This window comes from Salinivibrio sp. VYel1, assembly GCF_009377945.1.
Taxonomy (GTDB): Bacteria; Pseudomonadota; Gammaproteobacteria; order Enterobacterales; family Vibrionaceae; genus Salinivibrio; species Salinivibrio siamensis.
Genome location: NZ_RSAM01000005.1, coordinates 54,105 through 75,229 on the forward strand (window position 1 = coordinate 54,105; position 21,125 = coordinate 75,229).

Consider the following 21,125-nt stretch of genomic DNA (forward strand, 5'->3'; position numbering starts at 1 on the left):
GGCTTAACATCATTAGCGGACAATTAGAATTGATGGTCCGCGGTATCTGGGTTGAGATTATCAATGCCGATGATCTGAGCGGCTTTCTCAATGTGTTTGGTTTGGTCAACCAGTGCGGTAATGGATGCATTGACGAGTTGGTTACCGTCATTGTTGCCCGCCGCTATCAATTGATCAAAATGCACATTGTCTTCTTCCGCTGACACAACCAGCGTTTTGACTTGCTCACGCGCTTGCTCAAAGCTTGTCTTGATCGCGCTTGCCGCGTCAGAATCTTTGTCTTTGACCAAGTCGAGCACCGATGGCCCGGTCAATTTGCTGCCATCAACACGCTGATAGGTTCCCATCATGACATTATAAATGCCTTGCTCGTTATAAAAATGCGAATTGTGGGTATTATCAGAGAAACAATCGTGTTCGTCTTCGGTCGAGTTGGCTTCCAATGCCACCTTCATGCGCTCGCCGGCCAACTCGCCCAACGAGAGTGACCCCATACCAAACAGCATCTTACGTAAACCGTTCTCGCTCGAATCCGCCAATAGCGTCGCGCGATAGTTATCTTTATTACCTTCCGCCCACTGGTCGCGCATCCAGGCTAAATCATCCACCAAAAGATCGGCGGCCGCTTTCAAGTACTCGCGGCGACGGTCGCAGTGGCCGTTCGTGCAGTCTTCCCCGTAAGCAAAGTCAGAGTATGGGCGCTCGCCCGCACCTGGGTTAGTGCCATTTAAGTCTTGCCCCCACAGCAAAAATTCAATCGCATGATAACCGGAAGCAACGTTGGCTTCTGACCCACCTACCTCATTGAGACTTGCCAACAGTTTTGGCGTAATGTCAGCCACGTCTAAATCGGTCGCACCAATTTGAATACTCTGGTTGGCAATAATGTTTGCTGTCGCACCGGCATTCCCCAGCTCTGCTTGGTAACCGTCTGCCACATAATCAATCAAACCTTCATCCAATGGCCACGCGTTCAGCTGTCCTTCCCAATCATCAACAATCGCGTTGCCAAAACGGAACACCTCTGACTGCTGATAAGGGACTCGCGCGTCTAACCATGCTTTTTTTGCTGCCTGAAAGGTTTTTTGAGAGGGGCTGGCAGTAAAAGCCTCAATAGCGTCATCGAGCGCGACCGCTGTCGCGTGGGAGTCTGCGAATACCGCATGCGCGATATCAGCGTAATGTTCAACAACGTCTTCTTGCGTCGCCGCATTAACACCCAGAGGTGCGGCAAATAAGGAAAGCGCGATAAGGTTACGCTTAAAAGGGGTCATTTCCATAGTACTTTGTCCTTCGCTTTGATATGAACAGTTATGAGAACTATTATCGTTTGTATGCGAGAGATTCTAAGCATTATGTTACTAAATGCAACAAAGAATTGATGCTATTATCAAAGCTGTGATCTCCACACTCTAAGCATGGTTTAATGCAACTTGTTGCAACGCTGATCCGACCTCTTGTCTGCTTAAATTGATGACTATGTGGCACTTTTTGCGCCTGCTCACTGAAACAGCTAAAAATAACAATAAATTAGATTTAATTTGAACTCTAAGGGTTATAATAGACTGAAAGCACATTGATTATTTGATAGTGAAAAAAACCATAAAAAGTCGATTTTTCTCTCGATGCCTTTGCACTCCAACCGCGGGTATTGTAAGTTTCGTTGGCGATTTTTTCTGGTGGAGGTGAGTAAATGGAAAAACACGAAGAAGTACTGGTTGCGCTGCGGCAAATCATCCGCGCAATAGACCTGCATTCACGAAAACTTAACAAAGTATCCGGGATCACTGGCCCCCAACTTGTCCTAATGCGTGCGATTAAAGAGCTGGGCCAAGTGACCATTCGTAAGCTCTCGACCCATACCAATATGAGTCAGGCAACGGCAACGACCATTCTTGATCGTCTAGAAAAGCGCGGGTTGATTTTGCGTGTTCGCAGTGAGCTTGATAAGCGTAAAGTGCATGCCCACTTGACCGAGCAAGGGGAAGCGGCGTTAGAACAAGCACCCAAGCCCCTACAAGAAAACTTTATTTCACGCTTTCAAAGTTTAGATGAGTGGGAGCAATCGTTATTGCTGTCATCGGTACAACGTATCTCTTCGATGATGAACGCCGATGATATTGATGCGGCACCGATGCTAGAAGTGTCTGCCCTCACCTCACATAATTCGCAATTCCAGGCAAAAAAATAATGGTCTCCGGCGGGTAAACAGGATGTCTCCACCGGTCCACCTGCCTACTACGGCGTATTAAAAGCAAGTGGCGTATTAAAAGCAAAGGACGTTCGCTTTTTGTCGCCATCAGTCATGCACTGGCTCTGCATGCGACACCCAGTCGCACCATTTACCGTATAGCAGTTTCCACTCATCCGTTATCAATGCGCCATATTGCCCCTATTCCGTCCCCAGACAATCCACAAAAAAAGACGGCTAATAGCCGCCTTATGGATTGAGAGTCAGTCAGTTACACGCTGTTATTTAAGGTACATTGTGTCCTTTTGACGCTACCCATATCCGATACCATTGCTCGCGCGTGAGTTTGAGGTCGTAAGCCGCTTTGGCTGCTTTGACACGTTCAATATTGCCCGAGCCAATGATCGGCAAAGGTTGAGACGGATGACGCATCACCCAAGCATAAATAACCTGATCGATCGTCGCACCACCGAGCTCTTCGCCAATAGCATGCAAGGTATCACGTACCCGTACAGCCTGCTCAGACTCGCCGTTAAACATCTCACCGCCTGCAAGACAAGACCACGCCATCGGTTTAATACGCAAGCGCTGTAACTGATCCAGGGTCCCGTCATGGACCACATCAAAACGTAGCGGGTTGATTTCAACTTGGTTGGTGACCAAGGATTCATCCCAACGAGACTGAAGCAGGTCGAACTGTGCAGGCGTAAAGTTAGACACGCCAAAGTGAGCCACCTTGCCATGATGACGCAACGTGGTGAATGCTTCAGCCACTTCATCCGCATCCATCAACGCGTCAGGACGGTGGATCAGTAACACATCCAGTTTTTCCACGCCCAAACGAGACAATGAGTTATCTACCGACTCCAAAATATGCCGGTAACTGGTATCGTAATGGTTGATTTTGCGGTTTGGAGCCGCTTCACTGACCAACTTGATATCGCACTTCGACACCACTTGGATATCGTCCCTCACGCTGGGATCAAGCTTCAGCGCTTGGCCAAACAGTGTTTCACAGCGGTAGTCACCATAAATATCCGCATGGTCGACCGTCGTCACCCCCAAATCGATATGAGCCTTAAGAAAGCTTAAACGCTGCTGCGGTGTCATTTGCCAATCATCCAGTCGCCAGTAACCTTGCACCATGGGCGAGAAAAACGGACCGACCGGAGAAATAGATGTCGCTTTAAACTCTGACAAAACGGATCCTTTATGCCGAGAAGTGGAGCTATCATGCTAATCCTATCTCCCGCCACCCTCAATGCCTTATCGAGCATTTTGTTAGCCTAACTGTGCGTTCGTTTGTTTTCGCGCAAAGGACAGCACTGTTTGGGTGTTAAATGCACGACAAGTGTTTAATTTATCACCAACACTTGGCGAATGCGGTGAACTTCGTTATCTTATGTCGCGCAAAAAAAGCGAAAAGGAAGCGAAAATGCTTATTCGACGCATGGAATTGCGTGATTGTGACGCGATCAATACGATTTATAATTATTACATTACACACACTGCCATTACGTTTGACTTGTGCCCATGGCAACTAGCTGAACGTGAACAATGGTTCGCTCAGTTTGATCCGTCCTCCTGCTATCAAGCCTGGGTGGCAGAGCAAGACCAACAAATCCTTGGCTTTGCTTACAATACGCCTTTCAATCCCAAGCAGGCTTTCCACATCGCCTCAGAAATCACCATTTATGCGGCTCCCGATGCCGGTGGCCGTGGGGTTGGCTCGGCATTAATGCAAACCTTGCTTGACGGAATGCGCGATAAGGCCCTGCGCCGCGCCTATTCTCTCGTCACGCTACCCAACCCAGCGTCATTGGCATTGCATCGTCGCTTTGGCTTCCTACAAGTTGGACAGCTAAATGATGTCGGTGCAAAATTTGGCCAATACCACAGTGTGGCAATGCTAGAGTGCGACCTAACGGTTTGAGCATGTTATTTCCCTATCGAATAAGCCCCCACCTCCACTTTACGCCAGTAAGGTGCCTTGATTTGATGCCGTCATAACGACGTTTCAGGAGTTTAGTAGTATGAAAGTTCGCACCAAGGTTTCTGCGGCGATCATCTCCGCCTGTGTTATTTGTATTGTCGCCACCGCAGCGGTGTTGGCAAACCGAACCACCACACTGTTTGGCGATAAAATGCGAGAGCAGGCGATTAGCCAGCTTAAAGCCGTACGCGAAGCCAAGCACTCTGAATTAACCAGTTATTTTTCATTTATCGGCCAGCAATTAACCTCAATGGCCGACTCCACCATGACCGAAAATGCGGTGACCTCTTTTAGCCAAGCTTATCGACGCTACAGTCGTGAAGTCCGCACCGATAGAGCGGCCCGGCGCGCGCTGCAAGACTACTACACCGACACTTTCGGCGATGTTTACAAAGCGCGCAATGATACCAACGCCAATGCACGCTCCAACCTCGCAGCGCTAGCCCCTGCCACGCGGACACTGCAGCAATTTTATATCAGCGGCAGCCCCCATCCTTTGGGCGAGAAAGACAAGTTGGTGACAACCAACGATGGCTCCACGTATGACAAGGTGCACACTCAATATCATCCCAACTACCATCGCTTTGCCGAAACGTTTGGCTACCAAGACATCGTGTTAGCCGATGCCAATGGCCGTATCGTCTATTCAGTGGCCAAAGAGATTGACTTTGGAACCAGCTTATTTGCTGGCCCCTACGCTACCAGCGGCATGGGTGACGCCTTCTTAGAAGCCATTGATGCAAAAGCCGGTGACATCAGCTTTGTTGATTATCGCCCTTACTTTCCCAGCTACGATGAACCGGCCTCATTTATCGCCACCCCTATCGTCGAAAACGGCGAAACGCAGGGTGTACTTATCTTTAAATTGCCGATTCAGCGTTTAAGTGGCGTGATCAGCGGTCAAGGCCAATGGCAATCCGCAGGCTTTGGACAAAGCGGCGAAATGTTTATGGTGGGGCCTGATAAAGTCCTCCGCACCGAAGCACGCGCTTTACAAGAGGACAAATCTGAGTATTTACACTTGTTGCGCACCAATGGCGTCAAACCCGACTTGATTCGCCGCATTGAGTTCACCGATACCGCAGCGGGCCAAATGCCGATGGCATCCCAAAGCATTGCGCAAGCGCTGGCGGGCGAAACGGGCACTGGCAAAGAACAGAGTTATCGCAACCAAACCGTCTATACCGCTTACTCACCGATTGATGTCTTCGGCAAGCGCTGGGCGCTGGTCAATCAAATCAGTCAGCAAGAGGCGCTATCACAAGTCGCTGCCATGCAAGACACTATTTTAAAAGCGACGGTTATTACCTCGTTGGTACTTGTTGGCGTGGCGATCGTAATTGCCTATATTCTCGGTGGCAATATTGCCAAACCAATGATTGCGGTCACTACACGGATCAAAACCATTGCAGAAAATAAAGATTTAACCCAACGCTTACCTGATAGCGGTAAAGACGAAATGGCACTGCTCGGCCGCTCGCTCAATGACATGTTCGCCAGTTTCCAACAGGTGATTCAAGAGGCGCACCAAGCTTCTGGGTTACTCGGCCAAGCCTCTAACGACATTAATCAAGACGTGGTCACTATGCGCGATAGGGTCGCCGACCAGGTCAAGCATACCCATCAAGTTGCCTCGGCAGCGACAGAAATGGCCACTTCCGTCACGGACGTTGCCCAATATGCAGACCAAGCCTCCACCGCGTCTGATGACATCACAGAAGCCGTCAACACGGGCTCAAAAATTGGTGACGACCTGGTTGAGCAAATCCGCACCTTGTCATCGAGCATGGATGCTGCAACAGCGACCATGGGTCGCTTATCGCAACAGAGCGAAGAAATCGGTACCGTACTGGATGTGATTCAAGCCATTGCCGAGCAAACCAACTTATTGGCACTGAATGCGGCGATTGAAGCGGCGCGCGCGGGCGAGCAAGGCCGCGGGTTCAGCGTGGTCGCCGAAGAGGTACGCACACTCGCCTCACGTACCCAAGACTCTACCGAAAGTATCCGCGATAAAATTGCCGCATTACGTCAAGAGACGCAGTCAGCGGTGGCAGATATGGATACCACCAGCCAAACCGTCGACGCTTGTGTGGATTATTGTCAGCAAAATAACGCCGCACTGGTTGATATTGCCAACATGGTCATCGAAATCAATCAGATGACCTCACACATTGCCAATGCCACCCAGCAGCAAACGCAAGTGACGACAGAAATCAGCGAAAGCATCTCTGATATCGCGCAATCGGCTGAAACCGTCTCACAACGCACGCATGACACCGCAGAAACCGCCACCGGCTTAAGCCAACGGTCAGCACGTCTGGCTGATACTATCGGTCATTTCAAAACTGAGTAAATACTCACGCTACCTAGGGAGGTCATCGCACCTCCCTGCTTTACTCGCTGCCTGTCTAGAAACCACCCATTACGACTGACTAGCTAGACACACGCTCACCATTTGTTCAAGTTTTATCCCCTTTTCTACGCATTTTTTATCCGCCGTGACTAGATTCAAAACATGAGGTAGGAAGGAGTGTCACGATGAGAATCAGTAATAAGATCACGCTCGCAATCGTTGCGGCATCATTAACCTGTGTTTTAACTATTGCGGCTATCTTAGCGTTTAGAACCATCGGCTTATCATCACAAGCACTTGATAAGAAAGTAAAATCGCAACTAACGGCGGTGAAAGCGTCGAAAAAGTCGGAAATAAGTAATTACTTCAAGTTCATTGGTGATCAAATTAATACGCTGTCAGACTCCACCATGACAGAAGATGCACTGACACAATTGGCACAAGCGTTTAAAACCATCGCCGCAGACACTGCCAACTCCCCTAGCCAAGAGAGCCAACTGGCCAGTTATTATCGCAATCAATTCGGCGCGACCTATCAAGAGATTAACGATACATCCACCGACGTCATGGGAAGGTACAATCAGTTACCTGATGTAGCTAAACGGCTGCAACACGCGTATATCAGCGGCAACCCCCATCCATTAGGAAGTAAAGATGCCATGGCGAAAGCCAACGACGGCAGTGTCTACAGTGAGATCCACAGCGTCTTTCATCCCAACTTTCAGCATTATTTAAAGACCTTCGGCTACTACGATATTTTCCTGGTCGATAATCAGGGCAATATTGTCTATAGCGTTTACAAAGAGCTGGATTACGCGACCAACCTGTTAACCGGCCCGTATTCAACCAGTGGCTTGGCTGATGCCTATAAAGCGGTACGCAAAGCGCCTCAGGGTGAGCTGGGCTTTATAGACTTTCGCCCTTACTATCCCTCCTACGACAGTCCAGCTTCATTTATCTCGAGTCCAGTTTATAAAAATGGTCAGCAGATCGGGGCGTTGATATTTCAAATGCCGATCGATCGTATCAGTGAGCTCATTAGTAATAATGGTCAATGGGCAGAGTCAGGCATGGGCACAAGCGGTGAAATATTATTAGTTGGTCCCGATAACCTGTTACGCACGCAGCCACGTCTGTTGAGTGATGATAAAGACGCCTACCTCAGTGCACTAGAAAGCCAAGGGCTTAATGCCGATACCATTCACCGCATTGATTATCAAAACTCCGCCGCTGGTAACCAACCCCTCGATAACCCTGCGGTAAAAAGAGCGCTACGGGGAGAGCAAGGGTTTGTCACGCAAACGAGCTATCGTAATACTGAGGTACTGGCTTCTTATTCGCCCATTGACGTCTACGGGGTGACATGGGCGGTGATCAGTCAGCAAGACACCGATGAAGTCTTTACAGCCATTACCAAATTACGCACAGACATCGGCGTTGTGACCGCGTTTGCGGCAGTGCTGCTAGGCAGTCTCGCCGCACTAGCAGCGTATTGGTTGGGTAAAAGCATTGGCGCGCCTATCTTAAAACTCGCCACCAGTATCAAACAGGTGGCAGACAGTAAAGATTTGACGATCACGTTGCACCATACCAGTAAAGATGAGCTCTCTACGTTGGCTGACAGCCTCAATGAAATGTTCCAAAGCTTCCGAGACGTGATTCAAAAAACACACGACGCGTCAAAAACCTTGTTGTCATCAGCCAACGATATCAGTGATGACGTAGTGGCTGTGCGTGGGCAAGTGGACGAGCAAGCCAAAAGCTCGAACCAAGTCGCTACCGCTGCCACACAGATGGCCGCCTCCATCAGCGAAGTATCAGAGCATGCGAGCAATGCCTCTGAAGCGTCTGATACGATTACCCAAACCGCCAATGAAGGCAGCCAAAAAGGCGAAGCCTTGGTCAGCCAAATGCAAACACTCAAAGATCATATGGACAAAGCCACCCGCTCGATGGAGAAGCTATCACACGAGAGTGAGTCCATTGGGTCGGTGTTGGATGTGATTCAAGAAATTGCCGAGCAAACCAATTTGTTAGCCCTCAATGCGGCGATTGAGGCGGCCCGTGCTGGTGAGCAAGGACGCGGATTTGCGGTGGTCGCCGACGAGGTACGCTCTTTAGCCACACGCACCCAGTCGTCCACTGAAGAAATTCGCGCCAAGGTCGACGCCTTGCAACAGGAGACGCGCGGTGCCGCCGATGGGATGACCCAAGCCAATGACGCGGTGACCCAAAGCGTTGAGCATTGTCACGAAAACAACGACAAGCTGGGGCAAATCAAAACCATGATTGAGCAAATCAACGAGATGAACATGCAAATTGCCACCGCGGCCAACCAGCAAACGCAGGTGACCGATGAAATCAGCCAAAATGTCAACACGATGGCACAATCGGCCGACCATGTTTCAGAACGGACGCGCAACACTGAACAAACCGTCAACCACTTACGTGAGCATGCCCGTACCCTGGAAACGCGGATCAGTCACTTTAAAACCGACTAAAACCCAAAGGGGTCAACCTCACGGCCGACCCCCTTGTTTTCGCCTTGTCTTACGATTATTCCATCACCGGCTCACGCTCTAGCTCCCGACGCTTCTCTTCACCAAACCCGCGCAAGCCCACAACATGGACGTGCTCGCGATCATTGAAGATTTTACGGACCAGTTTATACGTTGTGCCTTGCTCTGGGCTGATGTTTTCTGGTGCCGCAATCAACAGCTGCATATCTAAACGATGACACAACTCAAACAAGGTCGAGATCGATTTGGCATCCAGACGGGCCGCTTCATCAAGGAAAAGTAAGCGACATGGGATCACATCTTTGCCACGCAGTCGGCGTGACTCCTCTTCCCAGCTTTGGATCACCATCAGCAAGATTGCTTGGCCGGTACCAATCGCTTCACCGGTCGACAACGCGCCGGATTCCGCTTTCAGCCAACCATCCGTTCCACGGTTGACTTCAATGCCCAAGTCCAGATAGTTGCGGTAGTCCAATAGCTCTTCGCCCAGTGTCTGCGGGGCACGTTGTCCCATTTCAATGTGCGGGTTCAAACGTTGGAACAACTTGGCCATCGCTTCTGAAAACGTGAGATTTGGATTGCCGAATAAATCTTGGTGCTGGTCAGCATGTTCAGCCAAGCCCATCAGCAACTGTGCATGGGTTTCACGGATAGACACATTGAGGCGCACACCTTGCACTTGACCAAAGCCCACGCTCTGTAGCCCTTGGTTGAGCATACGGATCCGGTTTTGCTCGCGCTGAATGGTCTTGCGAATAATGTTGGCTACTGACTCGGAGCTGATCGCCAGACGTTGTTCACGCTGCGTGAGCTCTTCAGTGAGCCTTGCCAGCTCGACTTCCATTTCCTCAATCGCTTCGACCGGATCATCGGTGCGAATAATGTCGTGACGGATACGCTCGCGCAAATGCTGATACACAGCCACATAGAATAAGACTTTACGCTCAGGCCGTCCGACATCCTCCGACGCACGCAAGGCATCACGCAAGGTTTCATTGTCAGCGACCGCAAGGCGCAATGCCCCCAAGGATTTATCCGACAAAGAGCGAAGCTCGTCAGCTGACATGTATGCCATTTCTCGACGATGCAGTTGTTTTTCCACCCCGTTGTCGCGCGCAATACGCAGGACACTGCACCAACCCGCTTTGGCGTTGACCACAAACTGACGAAGCGCTTGGTACTGCTTGAGCAGTTTACGCAATTCCTTGGTGAGCGACTTGGTTTCCATGTCCAGTGACGTAATGCCACGCGAGAGTTCACTGTGACGCTGCCGGGCCTGATGCATTTGCTCGTACAAGGCATCACGGCGGCTTTGTGCGCGCATTAAAGCGTCTTCATCCGCTTGCACACCTAACTCACCGAGCTCTCGCTTAAACTCGTTCAGCGTCTCTTGCTTAGACTGATGGGCACTTTTGAGTGAGGCAAGCACCTGGTGATATTGACTCGTCTGCGACTGAATTTGCTTGAGCGATTCGCGTTCACGTTGGCGCACCTGCTCGGCATCTTTCAGTTTGGCTTTAAGCTGTTCATTAAGCTCACTGCTTTGCGTCAGCATGTCTGACGCATCTTGATAGGCAAAATGCGGACGACGCTCCGCTAAATCGGCAACAGCAAACACTTGCTGCTTAATCGCCTGCAAGGTGTTATCCGCCTCTTGGTAGGCTTGCTCCAGCTTATCAAATTGCTCAGGATCACTGTCGAGTGTTGCCAGGCTGGTTTCCAATGCCGCTAAGGTTTCTCCATTTTGCTGGATAAAGCCTTGTGCCTCTTTCGCCGTCTCTACGCGTGCCATAGCCGCTTGCAAGCGTGCCTCAAGATTATCCTCTGTGAGCGCCTCGGCACAGTAGCGAAGCTTATCGAGGATTTGTAGCGCTTGCTGACAGCGCGCCACCTCCGCCTCGTGTTGTGCCAACACTTGCTTGGCATCGGTTATCGCCCGCTGAGTCTGTGCGCGTTTTTCGCGGCAAGCGGCGATCGCCTGCTCAGGATCGGGCTCAAACGCCACCGTGAGATGCTCGGCAATAAATTGGCTAAATGCGTGTGATAGGCGTTGCCACTTTTGTACATCAAAGGACGCTTTGGCGTGCTCTTCAACCAAGGCCTCCCGTTGTTCACGTAGCTGCTCAAGGCGGTGCTCACGCGCAGCACGACCAAACAGTGGCGTGGCCGGGAAGCGAGAATAACGCATTTGCCGATCGTTTAGATGTACACACACGGCACCCGACAGCTCTTGTGCATCAAACACGCTATCATCAAACGCGTCGGCATCCCCCTCAATGATGTATAAGTCATCAGGGCAAGCGTCCAAATCCGTGAGCTTATCCTTAACGCCTTTGAGATCGGGCACCACGATGGCATGCCGCGCCGGGCCATAGAGTGCGCTGAAGTAAGGGGCGTCATCTAGGGTGATATCATCATAAATTTCAGAGAGTAAGGTGCCACCAAGGGTATCGGCGAGACCTTGCAATTGTGCATCGTCGCTGCCACCAGGCTGCGCCAATTGCTCAATCGCTTGTTCAATGTCTGCTTTTTGTTTGCCCAGCTGATCTTGGTGCTGCGTGCGCGTGCGTACCGCCTCATGCGTGGCATGCATCGCCTCCATCACCGCTTGACTGTCCACCAAGGTTTTTTCAGTTTGGCTTTCCAGTTTGGTCAAGGCGTCATTGGCCGCAAACCAAGTCGGTGCTTTTAGCTCAAGATCGTGGATTTGCGCGTCAACAGCATCCTGTGTCCGCGCAAGCTCACGCAGTTGCTCAGCTTGGGTGTCTTTTTCCTCTTGTAGCGCGTCGCGTCGTGCTTGCTGCAGCGCGGCGGCTTGCTCGACCGCATCACTGTCAGCCAGCGATTCCCCTGTTAGGTCCTGATATTCCGACACGAACTGGCTCGCTTGCTGATATTGCTCAGCCCGTTGGCTCAGTTCACGCTGCTCATACTGGCGTTGCGTCAGACTGTCGGCTAGATAGCGACGCTCTCTGCCCTGCTCAACCCAGCGTTTGGCGGCCTTGCCAGCCTCAGCACGGGGCACAGAGGGATCAAGACGGTGCAAAAGATGCAAGCCCTGTTCAAACTGATTGGCCGTCGCTGACGCCAAATCGCGTTTATGCTTGAGTGACAGTACGCGATCGGTTTGTTCAGACTCTTGTGCTTTCAACGCGTGTAAGCGTGTCGTGGCCTCGTCTGCACTGAGGGTCTCATCGTCAGTGAGGCGACGGGCCGTCTCCAAGGCATTAAGGGCTTGTTGGTGCTGCAGGGAGCGCGTTTGTTGCGTGTTGAGCGCTTGTTGGTAGTCGGCAAGCTGAGTCTTCAGACTATCCACTTCCTCTTCACTCTGCGCCGCGCGCAATTCGGCGTCAGCAAGCTGCTCTGTGGCCTCTTCCACCACCATGATTTGCTCTTCGAGTCGCTCCGACAACTCGAGCAAATCTTCCTCATAACGCTCAATTTTTTCTTGTTGACGCATCGCCGATTGCACCAACTGCAGATGATCAGCCGCCGCTTGGTGATCTTGTTCGAGGTGATCTTGCCCGGCTTCCAGCTCGGCTAATTCTGCGCGCATGGTTTCCGCATGCTGCTGCTTTTGCTGCAATGTCTGTTGTGCGGCGTTCAGCTCCGCCCGCAACGACAGCGCTTGTTCCAGCTTGCTTCGGCGCTCATTGGCATGACGCATGTAGTCCGAGGCCACATAATGGGTCGCTTCCGTGATCAAATGCTTAAACAAGTCACGATCGCGCTGCGTCAGCTTAATCGCCTCAAGCGTCATACGGTTTTCTTTCAGCGCCACTTCCATATCTTGGAAGGCTTTTTTCACACCACCATTTTGTGGCAACAAATACTCGCGCAACGACTTGGTGATTGCGCTAGAAATGCCGCCGTAGAGTGACGCTTCAATTAATCGATAAAACTTGCCTCTATCTTGCTGGGTGCGCAGCTTTTTCGGTAGCACGCCAAATTCAAACATTTGCGCGTGATAGTCGGTGACCGAGTTAAAGGCTTTAAAGTGCGCGGTTTCATAGGCGCTCGCCGCCTCTTTTACCTCGTTCAGCTGGCGTACACGCGCTTGACCGTTATTTAAGGTCTCGACCAACACATCGGTTGGGGCCACAGAAGAAGGCAAGCCTTGTAAAACGAACGGCTTGATATCCACCTTCTTATCACGCCCTGCCACTTGTTGAAGACGCACACCAAACAGCACCCGCTGTTGGCGTGAATTCACTACATCCAAGGCGGCATAGCAGGCACCTGGCTGCAATTTACCGTGCAACCCCTTATCACGAGAAGCACTTGAGCTGCCTGCCTCTGTGGTGTTACGGAAATGCAACAGGGTTTGGTCAGGGATCAACGAGGTGATAAACGCCGCCATGGTGGTCGACTTACCCGCGCCGTTCCCGCCTGATAAGGTGGTGACGAGGGAATCAATATCAAAGGTTCGTGCAAAAAAGCCGTTCCAGTTCACCATGGTGAGTGAGTGATACTTACCGCGCTGGCTCATACTGTCGGCTCCTCTGTTGTCTCTGTATCGGCATTGTCTGCGTCTTCATCCGAGTGCTCATCGAGCAAGCTTGATTGAATGTGCGCTTGGCTATGCACCACGGCTTCCCCGTCACGAATCAGACGCAATTGGGCTTCTTGTGGATCGTCACCGCTTCGTACATCAGCACCAAAACGGAACGTTGCTTCACTGACACGGAATTTACTTCCCTCACCAATGGGTAAGATCATCCCGAGACGACGCAAACGTCGCAGCGAGGTTTTCACTTTGTCGAAAAGCTTCTCACGGTCAAGATCTGAACCTGTTGCGCGATGCGTGACCAACTTCATCAGTTTCTTCTCGTCAGCCAACGCTAATAGCTCATCAAAAAGCTCTTGGGTGGTAAAGATCCCCTCTTGGGCCAAGCGCTCTGGGCTTAAGTACAGAAAACAAAGGACTTTGCCAACCAGCATATCCAGTTCAGACAGCACGCTGCGCCTAATTAAACTGGTTGAGCGAGGACGAAGATAGAAAAAGCCCTCTGGCGCGCGGACCAATTCAGCGTTATAACGCTGGTAGAAAATATTCAGCTCTTGCTCAAATTCCATCAGCAAGGCGTGGTTATCCAGATCGTCGCTGGCAATATGGCGGCCAGCACGCAGTGCACTGTCCAACGCCGGGAACAAAGGGTTAGCAATGGCTTTGGCCAGCCCTTCTGGCATTGGCTGTTCAGTATTTATCGATGACATTCGCTTGTACCTTAGCTCCGAAGTCGTTAATCGCCTGCCAATCAGGCTGAATCGCGTTAAGATCAGATTGGGAGTAGCCCATGCGGACCGCTTGGTTAATCACTAAGCGCGCGAGATCAAAATGGCGAGCTTGTGGGTGCTCGGCTAAGTAATCTTTCAGGACACGACCTAAGTCGATCGCTTGTCCGGTTTCTCGATGGCGGTTGAGCATCTGTGACACTTTCTGTGAAAGGCCATCGTCAACCACACTTAATTGTTCGAACGCCACCTCTTCTGGCATCTCTCCGGTGACTTCATCGTCACGTAACACCAAGGCTTCATCTCGCGTATCACGCAGTCGCTCAGCATCGGCATACGTTAAAAACCATGGCCCGTCAAAGTAGTCCGATACCGACTGGCGCAAACGCTGGCTGAATGCACGGTTTTTATCCATATCAATCGCGGTGCGAATAAATTTATGCACATGGCGGTCGTAACCTATCCATAGGTCGATCGCTTGCTGTCCCCAGTTCACGATACGATCCAGCTTCATTTGCAAGCTGTATACCATGCGATCGACGAACTCAAGATCATCACGCCCCCGCACCACTTCTTGAATCTCAAGCAGCTGACTCTGAAGCTCATCCCCCGCGGCCTGCAGCGTTTCTTGTAACTCTTGCAAAGTACTCGAGGTTTCGTTGAGCAAGTATTCACAGTTAGCGATTGCGGCTTGCCAGTCCTGGGTGAGGAGCGCAGCAATATCTTCTTTTACCTGTTGTTGCTGCTCATCCATCACGCGCTGATTAAGATCGATGCGGTCAAAAATCTCGGCGACCGAGTACTTCAACACACCATAGACGTTATGACGCCAAAAGGTCGCATCCCCATCTTCTTCCGCCGCACGGCGCGCCTTAGCGATTTCGTCAGCCACCATAGACAGTTGTACCGACAGCTTTAGCGTTGAGTATTCACGATGACGGGCGTAATAGTCCGCAATACCTAGCGCCAATGGCGTGAGGCGGTAAATGCTATCACCATCGGTCATTTCACTGGTAAACCGGCTTAGCAACCGTGCTTGCACCATTTCGTTGATCGCATTGTTGGCGCGATAAGCAACATTGCCAAGCGTGGCACCTTCACCGCTAACAAACTGCTCACTGACCAGTCGAAAGACATCCACGAGCTCATGCTCGCTCAGTTCGTCCTCCAACCGCTCTTGACTCATCACCGCCATTGCCAGCAAGAATGCCAAGCGCTCTGGCGGCAGGTTTAACCCTAAGTCACTTTGTTTTACCCAACTGACCAACTCAGGTACTGTCTGAGCGTCGTCTGTCCACGACTGGGAAGACTGAGCCTGATCACTCATCCGTTGTCCTTGTTTTTATCTTGATTGCTTGGGGCACTGTGCTGTCCCCATACATGGATATATCGCCCCAGAGACACAAATGGCTCTTGGCGGCAAAGCTGTTGCTCCAACGCCATGACCTGCTCAAAGGTAAAATCACCAATATTGGTATCACGCATATAATCGTGAAAGGTGCGTACGCCTGTTTTACCTTTGAGGATAATGTCACTGTCTTGCATCCATCGATACACGCTCTCTGGTTGCAAGCCTTTAGGTGGCTGAAGCTTAAACCGCTTACGATGCGGCATACCTTCCTCAACATGCGTGAGGTTACCGCACACGAGGTTCTTAAAGAGCAACCCGGTTTGGTTATAGAACATCACCGATGCGATCCCCCCCGGGCGCAGTTGCTTAAGCAAGTCTTTCAACACCTGCTCCGGCTCAGCGGTCCACTCCAGTACCGCATGAAATAAAATCACATCCGGCGGATCGCTCAAATGGTCACCAATCGTCTGCACCGACGAATGAACCAGCTGATACTGCGCAAGTAAGCCCTGTTGTTCAATCTCCTGACGGGCTAAGTCGAGCATTTGCGAAGAAAGATCACATAAAGTGACCCTGTGACCGCGCGCCGCCAAGTGCCGAGACATAGGGGCAACCCCACCGCCGGCATCTAAAATATGCAGGGTCTGCTCAGGCGCAAAACAGTGCAGGATCTGCTCGATGTCCTGCCAAACGACCGCTTGGCGGATTTCGCCTTTGCCCGATCCATAAATGTTTTTAACAAATTTGTGGGCAATGTCGTCGAAATTTTTATCCTCAGTCACAATGGCATTCGTTATCATTGAGTGGTAGAAAGGCATATTCTGTCACAAGCCTTACGTTAATAAAGGTTTATGGCATTATTTGTGCCTCGTTTGACTATATTTCGGGCGACATTGCATGTTTGAATTAAAAAAACTTATCTCAACCTTGATAATGCCCTTGCCCGCGCTGTTATTGTTGGGTCTTTTCGGGCTATGCCTGCTTTGGTTCTCTCAGCGTAAAAGGCTGGCATCTTTTGTTATCTTCGTTGCGTTTGCTGGGATTTTTCTCACTTCGTTTCAACCGGTCGCCTCTGGGCTCCTTCGTCCACTTGAGCGTCAATACACCGCGTTTCTCCCCACGGAAAAGCCGGTAGACTTTGTAATGGTACTGGGCAACAGTCATGTCGTAGATGACGCCATACCCCCAACCTCAGAGCTTTCTCGTGCGGCGTTAATGCGCCTCGCAGAAGGCATCCGTATTCACCGAATGTACCCCACCTCCAAGCTAATTTTGTCGGGCTATGACCATGGTTATGAAGTCAGCCATGCGCGTATGTTGGCACGCGTCGCAATGGCGTTGGGTGTCAATAAAAACAGTATCCTGTTGCTTGAAACCGCCAAGGATACGTGGGAGGAAGCCTACCAAGCCGCATCGGTGGTTGGGAGTAGTAACCTAGTGCTCGTGACATCCGCGGCACATATGGATCGTGCCGTTTACGAGTTTCAAAGCGCTGGACTCGATCCCATCCCGGCTCCCACTAACTTCATGGCGCAAAAGCAAATTAAGCAGCCATGGATAAAATACGGCCCACGTGCGCAATACCTCGAGCAGTTCGAACGCTATTGGCACGAGCGATTGGGACAAGCGTGGCAACGTCTCCGTGATTTTATCGCTCAGCCGGCCAATTAAGGTCCCACAGCACATCACCCACCAAAAAAGCCGCGATTGATTCGCGGCTTTGTTATTACCATTCGCAGTAGACGTAAAACCGCGCCTATGCGTTGCTATCTGCGGCTAAATAAGCGCGCACTGCCTCTAAGTCTGCTTGGGTATCGACGCCATGTGGGGGCGTCTGTGTGGCAACCGCCACATGGATTTTCTCACCATGCCACAATACGCGCAGCTGCTCTAACGATTCAATCTTCTCCAACGGGCTCGGTGTCCAGTGGATGTAACGGCTAATAAATCCCGCTCGATAGCCATAAATACCAATGTGCCGCAACAATGCTTGTGGGATGTCGGGAGAGTCAGCCTCGAAATGGGTGCGATCCCAAGGGATGGTGGCGCGGCTGAAGTACAAGGCAAACCCTTTATGATCCGTCACTACCTTGACCACGTTGGGGTTAAACACTTGCTCTTTGTCATCAATTGCAACTGCCAAGGTGGCCATCGGAGCCTGGTCATTCTGACTGAGGTTCTCCGCCACTTGACCAATCACCGCAGAGGGGATCAACGGCTCATCGCCTTGTACATTAACGATAATGTCATCTTCAGCAAAGCCATAGCGTTCAACCACTTCGGCTAAGCGCTCAGTGCCAGACTCATGGTCGGCACGTGTTAAACACACCTCGCCGCCAAACGCCCGTACCGCCGATTCAATACGTTGATCGTCCGTTGCAACAATCACCTGACTGGCACCGGCCGCTTGGGCGCGCTCATAAACGTGTTGGATCATCGGCTTGCCAGCAATATCAGCCAACGGTTTACCCGGCAAGCGGCTCGAACCAAATCGCGCCGGGATCACCACATAAAACGGGCTCATCCCTGGACCTCTTCCAATGACATATCGCGAGCTTCTGATTCAAGCAGCACGGGAATACCATCAATGATCGGATAGGCAACACGATCAAACTTACAAACTAACTCATTGTTATCGCGTTGATAATAGAGTTTGCCCTGGCATGATGGGCAGGCCACAATTTCAAGCAGGCGGTGATCCATAGCGTTCCTTTATTTTTTATTCGCGTTTGTTTGCAAACGTTCTATCTTGGTGAATACGGCCTGAGCTACCTCGTCAGGCAGCCGTGCCTCTACCGGTAAATACCACCAGTTATCTTGTGCGATCCCTTGGTATTTTACCGCATCTTTTTCTGTCATCAGCAAATGTTGCCCCTTCTTGCTCAACCTGTCCAGCTCGTCGGCGTTGAGGGTTTGATGATCATTTATTCCCTGGCTGTGAACGGGTGTCAAGCCCATTTGCTGCAAGGTATTAAAAAAGCGTGGTGGATGGCCAATCCCGGCGACTGCCACCACTTGCGGTAGCATTGAGGCTTGACAGCGTTGTCCCGTACGTAGATTAACGGCCAAGCCAGGCACCAGGTGCATCCCCCACTCTTGGCCTTGTGGTGTCCCACCGTTAGTGACCAACATATCGACGCTCTCAAGCCTATCGAGTGATTCGCGCAACGGCCCCAAAGGTAGATAATGACCGTTACCAAACCGGCGCTGGCCATCAATGATCACGATCTCTATGTCTCTTTCAAGCTGGTAGTGCTGGAGACCATCATCTGTGATCACGATATCGACACCTTCTTGCAGGATACGTTTAACCGCCTCGCTGCGGTTGGGGTCGACACAGACAGGAACTTGGGTGCGACGTGCTATCAAAACCGGCTCATCCCCCGCCGTGCGCGGTGGCGTGGTTTGGCTGAGTAAGAGTGGATAGTGCTCAGATTTACCGCCATACCCGCGTGACACCACCCCTGGACGGTAACCATTCGCTTTTAGTTGTTCCACCAACCAAATCACAAACGGGGTTTTGCCATTGCCGCCAATCATGATGTTCCCCACCACGATAACCGGCACTGGCGCCGAATAGCGCTGCGTTTTGCCGCGCAGATATTGACGCCGACGATGGCGCGCTATCATGCCAAACAACGCACTAAACGGTCTTAATAATACCGACCATAGCGGGCGTTGATGACCAAACCACAGTTGCTCTAGCATACTCAGTCACCAAACTGAATACGGTGAAGCTGCGCATAGGCCCCCTCACGTTCAAGAAGCGCTTGATGACTGCCTCGCTCGACAATCTCACCTTCATCCACAACCAAAATTTGATCAGCATCTTCAATGGTCGACAGGCGATGGGCGATCACCAACACCGTACGGTTTTTTTGCAATTCATCCAGCGCCGCCTGAATAGCGCGCTCCGACTCTGTATCCAGTGCCGACGTTGCCTCATCCAGGATCAAGACGGGTGCATTACGTAACAAGGCACGTGCGATGGCTAAACGTTGGCGTTGTCCGCCAGACAGGCTGACGCCGTTTTCACCAATCATGGTGTCATAGCCATGATCGAGCCCGCGGATAAAATCATCGGCATAGGCAAGTTTCGCGGCGTGCTCGACTTGCTCACGGCTATACTTGTCTTCTGCGGCATACGCGATGTTATTCGCGACCGTGTCATTAAACAGATGAACGTTTTGCGACACCACCGCGACATGCTGACGCAAATTACCTAGGGTATAGTCCTCAATCGGTACGCCATCGAGCGTAATCACACCACTGTCTAGTTCATAAAAACGGGTTAACAGGTTAGCAATGGTGCTTTTTCCTGACCCTGAACGCCCAACCAAGGCCAGCGTCTGCCCTGCTGGCAATTCAAAGCTCACATGGTTGAGGGCCGGCGCATCTCGAGTGGGATAGGTGAAAACCACATCCTCAACCTTAATGTCGCCACTCACTTTCTCAACCGCGTGTGTCCCGGTGTCTTTTTCCGTTTCCAGCTCCATCAGGTTAAATAAACTGTGGCAAGCCGCCATCCCGCGTTGGAACTGAGAGGTCACGTTGGTCAAGGATTTAAGTGGGCGCATCAGACCAAACATGGCACCAAACACCACCGCAAAGGTACCTGCAGTTAGCTCAGAGCGAATCGCCTCTGTGTTGGCCAAAATCAACACCACCACCAATGCCATTGATGCAATCAACTGGATCACTGGGTTGGCAATCGCTTGTGCGGACACCAGCTTCATGGTCTGCTGACGCATACGGTTACTGACTTTCTCAAAACGTGTCTTTTCAACGTCTTGTCCACCGTAACTAAGCACCACTTTGTGCCCTTTGAGCATTTGCTCGGCGGAGCTAGTCACCGACCCCATTGCATCTTGCATATTGGAAGAAATGCGACGGAAGCGCTTAGAGACGATGCGGATAGAAACCGCGACCACCGGCGCAATCACCAGAAGAATGGCGGAGAGCTGCCAGCTTGACCAAAACATCAACGCCATCAAACCAATGATGGATGCCCCTTCGCGCACCAAACTGACCAACGCGCTACTGGTCGCTGACGCCACTTGTTCTGAGTCATACGTAATCCGAGAAAGCAGTGCCCCGGACGACTCTTGGTCAAAAAAGCTGACGGGCATTTTCATAAAGTGATTGAACATCCGGCGGCGCATGGTCATCACCACATGACCCGACACCCAAGATAAGCAATAAGCGGACACAAAGCTCGACAAGCCACGTATCAACATGAGTGCGACCAAATAGACAGGCATCCATTTGAGGAAATCGCCTTTGACATCATCATAGGTAAAGCCTTGATCAAGCAACGGCTTCAGCATTGAGAGCATCAGGGTGTCACTGGCGGCATTAATCACCAAGGCGATAATGGCAACAATGAGCCCTACTTTATAGTTGGCAATGTAGGGCCACAGCTGCTTAAACGTCTGCCAGGTCGTTTTATCTTGATATTCGCTCATTAAAATCGTTTAGAT

At 51.1% G+C, this 21,125-nt stretch carries 15 protein-coding genes; 5 read left to right on the forward strand and 10 right to left on the reverse strand.

Features of this window, described 5'->3' with window-relative positions:
* Nucleotides 1–23 precede the first annotated feature (23 nt).
* Complete coding sequence (locus EHW58_RS06285) at nt 24–1,280, reverse strand: imelysin family protein (protein ID WP_370517833.1); 1,257 nt, start codon at nt 1,278–1,280, stop codon at nt 24–26.
* Between the two features lie 413 nt (nt 1,281–1,693).
* Between EHW58_RS06285 and EHW58_RS06290 the strand changes: the two genes are divergently transcribed.
* Complete coding sequence (locus EHW58_RS06290) at nt 1,694–2,191, forward strand: MarR family winged helix-turn-helix transcriptional regulator (RefSeq protein ID WP_046073151.1); 498 nt, start codon at nt 1,694–1,696, stop codon at nt 2,189–2,191.
* Nucleotides 2,192–2,476: 285 nt separating this feature from the next.
* Here the strand turns inward: EHW58_RS06290 and EHW58_RS06295 are convergent, their stop codons facing one another.
* Entirely contained in the window at nt 2,477–3,337 is an 861-nt protein-coding gene (locus EHW58_RS06295; protein ID WP_046073798.1) for an aldo/keto reductase family oxidoreductase, read from the reverse strand.
* A gap of 289 nt (nt 3,338–3,626) precedes the next feature.
* On the opposite strand from EHW58_RS06295, the gene EHW58_RS06300 reads away from it, so the two are divergent.
* The 3 genes from EHW58_RS06300 to EHW58_RS06310 all read left to right on the forward strand — a co-directional run bounded on the left by EHW58_RS06300 (nt 3,627) and on the right by EHW58_RS06310 (nt 9,041).
* Nucleotides 3,627–4,124, forward strand: a complete 498-nt coding sequence (locus EHW58_RS06300) for a GNAT family N-acetyltransferase (protein WP_152795440.1) — start codon at nt 3,627–3,629, stop codon at nt 4,122–4,124.
* A 100-nt stretch (nt 4,125–4,224) separates the two neighbouring features.
* Entirely contained in the window at nt 4,225–6,540 is a 2,316-nt protein-coding gene (locus EHW58_RS06305; RefSeq protein WP_152795442.1) for a methyl-accepting chemotaxis protein, read from the forward strand.
* Nucleotides 6,541–6,725: 185 nt separating this feature from the next.
* Complete coding sequence (locus EHW58_RS06310) at nt 6,726–9,041, forward strand: methyl-accepting chemotaxis protein (protein ID WP_152795444.1); 2,316 nt, start codon at nt 6,726–6,728, stop codon at nt 9,039–9,041.
* A 55-nt stretch (nt 9,042–9,096) separates the two neighbouring features.
* Here EHW58_RS06310 and mukB read toward each other — a convergent pair whose 3' ends face one another.
* Genes mukB through cmoM form a run of 4 tightly spaced genes read right to left on the reverse strand, consistent with a single transcriptional unit; the run spans nt 9,097 to nt 16,427 of the window.
* Nucleotides 9,097–13,548: a chromosome partition protein MukB gene (gene mukB, locus EHW58_RS06315; RefSeq protein ID WP_152795445.1), complete on the reverse strand. Its 4,452-nt coding sequence runs from the start codon at nt 13,546–13,548 to the stop codon at nt 9,097–9,099.
* The gene (gene mukE, locus EHW58_RS06320) at nt 13,545–14,276 is read right to left on the reverse strand and encodes a chromosome partition protein MukE (protein ID WP_046073147.1); all 732 of its coding nucleotides are present in this window, start codon (nt 14,274–14,276) and stop codon (nt 13,545–13,547) included. Before mukE ends, mukB begins: the two co-directional genes overlap by 4 nt.
* Complete coding sequence (gene mukF, locus EHW58_RS06325; RefSeq protein ID WP_152795447.1) at nt 14,257–15,621, reverse strand: chromosome partition protein MukF; 1,365 nt, start codon at nt 15,619–15,621, stop codon at nt 14,257–14,259. Before mukF ends, mukE begins: the two co-directional genes overlap by 20 nt.
* On the reverse strand, nt 15,618–16,427 hold the full coding sequence (cmoM, locus tag EHW58_RS06330) for a tRNA uridine 5-oxyacetic acid(34) methyltransferase CmoM (RefSeq protein ID WP_172969951.1): 810 nt from the start codon (nt 16,425–16,427) through the stop codon (nt 15,618–15,620). The genes mukF and cmoM overlap by 4 nt, the downstream gene beginning before the upstream one ends.
* Nucleotides 16,428–16,542: 115 nt before the next feature.
* On the opposite strand from cmoM, the gene elyC reads away from it, so the two are divergent.
* Nucleotides 16,543–17,316 carry an envelope biogenesis factor ElyC gene (elyC, locus tag EHW58_RS06335; protein ID WP_046073145.1) on the forward strand — a complete coding sequence of 258 codons (774 nt, stop codon included), beginning with the start codon at nt 16,543–16,545 and terminating at the stop codon, nt 17,314–17,316.
* 85 nt (nt 17,317–17,401) lie between these two features.
* Here the strand turns inward: elyC and kdsB are convergent, their stop codons facing one another.
* From kdsB to msbA, 4 genes are read right to left on the reverse strand one after another with little or no spacing between them, the layout of a single operon-like run.
* Nucleotides 17,402–18,169, reverse strand: coding sequence for a 3-deoxy-manno-octulosonate cytidylyltransferase (kdsB, locus tag EHW58_RS06340; RefSeq protein WP_152795451.1), 768 nt, complete (start codon nt 18,167–18,169; stop codon nt 17,402–17,404).
* On the reverse strand, nt 18,166–18,348 hold the full coding sequence (locus EHW58_RS06345) for a Trm112 family protein (RefSeq protein ID WP_046073143.1): 183 nt from the start codon (nt 18,346–18,348) through the stop codon (nt 18,166–18,168). The genes kdsB and EHW58_RS06345 overlap by 4 nt, the downstream gene beginning before the upstream one ends.
* A gap of 9 nt (nt 18,349–18,357) precedes the next feature.
* On the reverse strand, nt 18,358–19,353 hold the full coding sequence (gene lpxK, locus EHW58_RS06350; protein WP_152795453.1) for a tetraacyldisaccharide 4'-kinase: 996 nt from the start codon (nt 19,351–19,353) through the stop codon (nt 18,358–18,360).
* A gap of 2 nt (nt 19,354–19,355) precedes the next feature.
* On the reverse strand, nt 19,356–21,110 hold the full coding sequence (gene msbA, locus EHW58_RS06355; protein ID WP_152795455.1) for a lipid A ABC transporter ATP-binding protein/permease MsbA: 1,755 nt from the start codon (nt 21,108–21,110) through the stop codon (nt 19,356–19,358).
* Nucleotides 21,111–21,125 lie beyond the last annotated feature (15 nt).

Bases quoted from the DNA above. Each gene is read 5' to 3' on its own strand.
- mukF (WP_152795447.1), bottom strand. From the start codon at position 15,621: ATGAGTGATCAGGCTCAGTCTTCCCAGTCGTGGACAGACGACGCTCAG.
- EHW58_RS06300 (WP_152795440.1), top strand. From the start codon at position 3,627: ATGCTTATTCGACGCATGGAATTGCGTGATTGTGACGCGATCAATACG.
- elyC (WP_046073145.1), top strand. From the start codon at position 16,543: ATGTTTGAATTAAAAAAACTTATCTCAACCTTGATAATGCCCTTGCCC.
- EHW58_RS06290 (WP_046073151.1), top strand. From the start codon at position 1,694: ATGGAAAAACACGAAGAAGTACTGGTTGCGCTGCGGCAAATCATCCGC.
- mukB (WP_152795445.1), bottom strand. From the start codon at position 13,548: ATGAGCCAGCGCGGTAAGTATCACTCACTCACCATGGTGAACTGGAAC.
- EHW58_RS06310 (WP_152795444.1), top strand. From the start codon at position 6,726: ATGAGAATCAGTAATAAGATCACGCTCGCAATCGTTGCGGCATCATTA.
- mukE (WP_046073147.1), bottom strand. From the start codon at position 14,276: ATGTCATCGATAAATACTGAACAGCCAATGCCAGAAGGGCTGGCCAAA.
- msbA (WP_152795455.1), bottom strand. From the start codon at position 21,110: ATGAGCGAATATCAAGATAAAACGACCTGGCAGACGTTTAAGCAGCTG.
- EHW58_RS06285 (WP_370517833.1), bottom strand. From the start codon at position 1,280: ATGGAAATGACCCCTTTTAAGCGTAACCTTATCGCGCTTTCCTTATTT.
- kdsB (WP_152795451.1), bottom strand. From the start codon at position 18,169: ATGAGCCCGTTTTATGTGGTGATCCCGGCGCGATTTGGTTCGAGCCGC.
- EHW58_RS06295 (WP_046073798.1), bottom strand. From the start codon at position 3,337: ATGGTGCAAGGTTACTGGCGACTGGATGATTGGCAAATGACACCGCAG.
- EHW58_RS06345 (WP_046073143.1), bottom strand. From the start codon at position 18,348: ATGGATCACCGCCTGCTTGAAATTGTGGCCTGCCCATCATGCCAGGGC.
- lpxK (WP_152795453.1), bottom strand. From the start codon at position 19,353: ATGCTAGAGCAACTGTGGTTTGGTCATCAACGCCCGCTATGGTCGGTA.
- EHW58_RS06305 (WP_152795442.1), top strand. From the start codon at position 4,225: ATGAAAGTTCGCACCAAGGTTTCTGCGGCGATCATCTCCGCCTGTGTT.